Below are 5,791 nucleotides of genomic sequence, written 5' to 3' on the forward strand. Positions count from 1 at the left end.
TTGCGTAGCGGCACACGCGAAAACCCAGGTCGTCGCGTTTGTCGTCGCTGTAATCGCGGTAGGCCGACCGCAGTTCACCGATGCCGGCGTGTTTGAAGCTCGATCCGCGGACGATGCGATGCCGGCCTTCGGCGGGGCCAATTGGATTGACGGTGACCTGCTTCGGTTTATAACTGTATATGGAATAATAATCCTGGCACCATTCGGCCACGTTTCCAGCCAAATCGAAAAGGCCTTGGGGGCTGGCCGTGAACTGTCCCGTCGGTGCGCTACCCGGGTAGTCGTCATTGTAGCCTTTAAGGGTCGTCGCGAGCAAGTCCCGGGCGGACCGGTCGGCAAAATTGCCTGCACGGTCGGGCGGTGGGAATCCCTCCCCCCACGGATACTTGGCGGTGACGCGGTTGTCTCGAAGGCGTGCACAAAACTCCCACTCCGCTTCGGTTGGCAGCCGGTAGCCTGCACCCGTCGGCTTTGCGACAATAACACCGCTGCCCGATTTTTCATATACCGGCGGGAGGGATTCCTTGGCGCTCAGCCAGTTGCAAAAAAGGGCAGCCTGTTCCCAGGTCACCTGGACCACCGGCTGTCGGGGACCGCTCAGGGACTGCATTTTGAACGCCCCCGATCGGTGTTCAGATTGAAATTGTCTGAACTGGGCGTTGGTTACCTCGTGAATCCCCATGAAAAAAGGCCGTGTGAGGTTGATCGCCCTGAGCGTCTCATTGGCGCGGCGCCCCTGCTGGCGTCGTGATGACCCCATGGTGAAGGTCCGCGGACGGATCAGTTGCAGGGTGTACCCGTTGGCGGCGGTGATTTTTCCGTCGGGGGTCGGTGTGGCAGCCCCCTCCTTTTTCAGCACAATCCGGATTTCCTGGTCAAATCCCGGTCGTGGGGTGATGCGTGTGCGATGGGTTTGGTAGCCTGGTTTGCTGATTACAATACGATGTTCCACGGCGAGCAGGCGCATGTTGGCGGGGGGCCTGCCGATCGTTCGGCCGTCGACGGCGAGTTCGGCGTCCGCCGGTGTTACCCTGAACCGGACGACACCTTCCCTGGCCTCGAGCGTCACCGCGAGGCGTTTGTCCATCCCGGGTTCGAGGGTCACCCGTCGCTCTGACGATGTATACCCGGTCTTGGAAATCCGAAGTGTATGCTCGGCATTTGAAGACAGGGCAATGGTCAGCGGTGTCCGCCCGGCATAGTGGGTGCCGGCCAGCACGGTGGCACCGGACGGCGTGCTGGTGACGGTCAATCTGCCGTCCGCCGGCTGCAGAACGACATCTTCGATGGCTATCGCCTGATCCGCCTGGACGGTCAGACGGGTCCGCCAGGCCTGATAGGCCGCCAGGCTCAGTTCCACAGCATAGGTTCCCGCTGTCAGTTCCATGCGCAACGGCGTCTTGCCCTCGACCTTTCCGTCAACGGCCACCGTCGCACCGGTTGGTATCGAGTTGATGCTGACTGCCGACCAGTCGGGGAGAAGGTCAGCCCGGTGGGTTTGCAGCACACCGCAGCCTTCGATCGCCAGGTCGGCTGAATAGTCCTGATGCCGATCCGCGCTGATCCGTATTCGTCGACTTCCGGCCGGCACTTCCAGGGGGTTGATCGTGCTCTCGGCCAAGGCCACGTCGTCGACAAACACCCTCAGTCCGGTCAGAGAAGCCGGCGTCGCACCGCCGGGGTGGATTTCCAACGCCAGTTTGCCGGGTAGCTGGATCATTGCTGCGCGAATCGACTGCGTTTCGGCATCGGTTATGGTGAATTCACGTTGCAGCGGCTGGTAGCATTGTTTCTCCGCATTCAGGGTGTAACGACCGGGACGCATCAGGTGGTGGGAACCGATAATAAGGGTTGGCAAACCTCCGTCAATCTCTATCCGATCAGCCTGCGGGGTAATCTCCAGGGTCACATGGCGTGCGGTAAACACGAACCATGCCGCTGCACAAAGAAAGATCATCACTGCGCCGGCGGCACCTGCGAGCAGCCATTTCAGGGTCCTGGTATGGCCCGGGCGCCGCGATCTGGCGGCAGGACGAAAGGGGATTGGCTCGATTGCTTCGGGCGTTTCGGATTTGGATTCTATTTTCTCAGTCATTTGTGGATCGACACGCGTTAGCGGATCTCCTCTTTGCAAACCACATGCACGACCGGGGACGTTGCCCCGGGGTTGACGGTGACGTTCAGCCTGACATCTCGATATCCGTCGCGGGTCCCGACTACCGTATACGGCCCCGGGCGAAGGCGCAGGTCATGGGCTTCAAAGCGACCTAAACGACCCACCTTGTAGACCACCACATCGGTCTGGTTGTCCGAGGTGATGGTAACGCGTACGGGTGTCTGTGCCGCTGTGATGAGTTGATCGAGTTTTTTCAGGTCGGCCGCCAAATCGGGATCCTGGGGTGCCACTTTCTCCGCATCCAGCATAAGTTGAACGGCATTGCTCAAATGACGGTCATCGAACAGTGTTTCGGGTTGGTTCAGGTAAAAGTCGATACGCTTGGAGATGGTGATGCGGTGCATGGTGCGTTGCCGGCCTCGCAGTGCAAAGCCGACGTTGGGGTCGATTGTTAAGGCGGCAAGATATTGTTCAAGGGCCGTTGACCACTGTCCGTTTCCTTCGGCGGCCGTTGCCAGTCGTTGTAGCCGATCCAACTGCGCCAGCTTCAGCGCGTGGTCAACCTGGGTCAGGGCCTCCCGCACCTCATCCGATTCGGGGTCGATGGCTGCGGCTTTTTGCAGCGTGTCGCGCGCTTCCCGGTATTGCCGGCGGTGCAGTGCCGCCAGCCCCAGGGACAACAATTCCCGGAAGCGCTTTCGGGTCGGGTCCGGTTGTGCGGCGTTACCGCCGGCCACCTTTTCCAGAACTGGTGCCTGCCCGCCCGGTTCGCGCTTCATTTCGTCTTCGAGAATCGGGACAGGCGCCGGGGCGGCATTCCGGTCCGGCAGGACCACTTCCGGTGCCGTTTCGGCTTGCGAGACTTGCGATTCTGGCTCGCCGGAAACGATCGGTGGGGGCACCGCCGCAATGTCCGGGGAAACAGGTGTTTCCGGTGTATGCTCGTGCGGGACGGTGGTCTGCGGTACGACCGGGTGCTGCTGCAAATGCTGCAGGATCAATCCGCCCGCAGCGACGAGCAGGACAATCATGCCGGCGATAACCCATCCCCGCAGGTTTTTAGGTTGCTTTACGAATTGTCGTTTTGCACCGTCGAGAGGCGGTTTAAATGAGAGGGAATGTACCGGTTCCCCTACAGGATCCGGCAACCGGTCGCCGGGCGGCGTGAGGGGTCGCCTCGGTTCAGGTGGGTTCGGCGCATTCATCGGACGGGTAAGCTTCAATCTGCGGCATCGTCTTTCGTTTCATCCAGCGGGAGGGCAGGGGCGAAACCGGTTTCGGCATAGTAGATCTTGCGCAGGAGGTCACGCCAATTTTGGAACTGCTCTTCGGCCGATCCGGTCAACTCGTATTGCCGGCCCTGAAATTCTATTACGACCGGTTTCATTTCGCCGGCAAACGATTCGCTCAATTCCTTGAGGGCCGCCGCGTGGATCTCGGCCTGTTTTGAAACATTGAACCCGTCGACGATGACCTGGGTGCCGGCAACGGCCAGCCCGATTTGAAGGGGCCCGGTGAAGTCCACGTCTCCGGCCCCAAGGGCAACCGCACCGGCCACCATTAAAATGCCAGCCAGCTTACGCATCATTGCTTCCTTTTTGATTTTGCGCATGGCCTCGCGTTCGGTCAGGCTCATTTTGCGCCATTCTGCGTAGGATGTCCACATCTCGTTGTAAAATACGTCGTAGTATTCGTTCAGTGTGTCCACATACATGGTCTCTCGCCCCCTGATCTTGAGCAGGCGGTCCATCATGGGGTCGTCTGCGGACGGAAGGCGTTTGATTTCCACCTGGTCTTTGCCATCTGCAGAGAGATATCGGCTGAACGGTTCCGGGGCCAATTCTTCAGCGTACTTCAAGCGCGAAATCGTGCGGATCGTTTGTGCCGCGTTCGCATCCAACGCCCCCCGGTACTGGGCAATGTCGTTAGCGATAGCATTATACACGTCCTGGTATGCATCATTTCGGCCCGGGATGGTTTCCCTGTAGGAGAATTCGGTCGCCTGAGCGCTGTAGGTTTTGTTTAGCCAGACCCTGCCGGAGGCATCTACTGCATCGATTTTCAAGGTGAGCGTCTCACCATTGGACTCCAGAATTTTGCCCTCGATCAACACGTCCACGTCACCCTCTGAAGCCGGGAGAACGCTGATGGCTCCCCATTGGCTGCTTTGGTGGAGGGTGTTTTTCAGATGGTAGGCCATAAAGTGGGATTCCGCTTTGCGGATATCCGGGTTGGTTCCCTCGTCTTCAGCTTCCTCCTCGGTCATTTCGTCTGATGTGAAGGGCACAATGCCTACATCTAACAACTGTTCCTGGGAGATCTCTTCTTCAGCCTGGATGATGGGCGTGGGGCCGACTTTTTGATAGGTGCTCGACGCACACCCGGCGAGGAGCCATGAGATCGCCACCCATTGCAGCAAAAGACATCCCCATCTCTTATTCATCTTGGCCTTCACGTCCCGCCCCGCTTGTAGGCTTCGTACTCCTGCCACAGTTTTTCCTTCAGCACGGGGTCGGTTTCCTGCTCGGCAGCTTCTCGCAACTGCCGGGCGACAATGTCATCGTCGCTGCCGTCATATCGGTCGGTCCGTTTTTGGCGGTCGCCTTCAACCCCATCGGCGGCTTGACCTGTCGTTGTTGCAGATGAATCGGAATCACCCGTCCGGTTCACTGCACCGGAGGCTGTGCCGGTTGCCGGGTTTTCGGATTCTTCCTGGGAATCGGATTTCATTTCCGAGGGATTTGCATCGATGTCGATCCCCCTTTCCCGCAGACGTTCGGCCGCTTCGGCCGCTTCTTGCGCAAGGGCGTCAATTTTCGGGGATGATTTTTCGCGAATCAGTTTCAGCTCCTCCAGGAGCATATCGTCAAATTCGGACAGCGACGCATTCAATTCCCGGTCAAGCGCGGTGACTTCGCCCGTCATCTCCGCTTCGGGAATCGGGGCCTCGATCATCTCCTGCAACGCCTCGGCTTCCGATGCCTGTTGTGACGATGTCGTGTATGTACGCTGCAGATGAAGTCGTTCCAGTTGCTCTACCAGTTGCCGGTTTTCAGCCACCATGGCGCGCACGCGCGCCAGATAGGCTTCGTAGTCTGTGATGACCTCGCAAGGGGTTTGTCCGGTTCGCTGTAGCTGCTCTAAATTGCCCGCTATCCGGTCTTCCAGGGCCATGTTGATCTCAAGGTCACGGCGCGCATTTTCCAGAGTGTCTATGATGGCGTCAGGTGGCGCGGCATGAGCGGGTACGGGAACTGTGTTCAGTATCGCAGACGTCAGAGAGAACAGGCCGACAACCATCATCATCTGTAAAACCAGCGCGTGCCTAAAAAAATGCTCGGATTTGGCATCTGTCCGATATTCCCGGTTCAAAAGACGATGACGATTTTGGATCATTGAATTAACAATCTGAAATCAATTAATAATATTATAAATATCACATCCTTAGTAATGTAAGATTTTCACCGAATCGTGTCAAGCGACAAGAAACGCAATATCCGTTTGACAATCCAATGATATCGTCATTTAATAAAGCAGATTACCGTTTCATCCGGCAGCCGATACACTTATCCATTGATCCCTTTTAGAGACGCTTCTCTCTCAATTGCCGGGAAATCATATATCAACTCATTCACTACGGGCGATAGCACGCGTCTTCACCCTAAAGGAAAAAGG

General features: G+C 57.7%; 4 protein-coding genes. All 4 read right to left on the reverse strand.

Annotated elements, in window-relative coordinates; genetic code table 11:
* A partial coding sequence (locus tag QNK41_RS01005) for a PEGA domain-containing protein (protein ID WP_319252835.1) occupies positions 1 to 2,095 on the reverse strand: 2,095 nt, incomplete at its 3' end.
* Between the two features lie 17 nt (positions 2,096 to 2,112).
* A complete protein-coding gene (locus QNK41_RS01010; protein ID WP_319252837.1) occupies positions 2,113 to 3,147 on the reverse strand; it encodes a hypothetical protein in 1,035 nt (344 codons plus the stop codon).
* Positions 3,148 to 3,335: 188 nt separating this feature from the next.
* Complete coding sequence (locus tag QNK41_RS01015; protein ID WP_319252839.1) at positions 3,336 to 4,559, reverse strand: hypothetical protein; 1,224 nt, start codon at positions 4,557 to 4,559, stop codon at positions 3,336 to 3,338.
* 8 nt (positions 4,560 to 4,567) lie between these two features.
* On the reverse strand, positions 4,568 to 5,422 hold the full coding sequence (locus QNK41_RS01020; RefSeq protein WP_319252841.1) for a hypothetical protein: 855 nt from the start codon (positions 5,420 to 5,422) through the stop codon (positions 4,568 to 4,570).
* Positions 5,423 to 5,791: the final 369 nt, after the last annotated feature.

Source organism: Desulfosarcina sp. (assembly GCF_033791525.1).
Taxonomy (GTDB): domain Bacteria; phylum Desulfobacterota; class Desulfobacteria; order Desulfobacterales; family Desulfosarcinaceae; genus Desulfosarcina.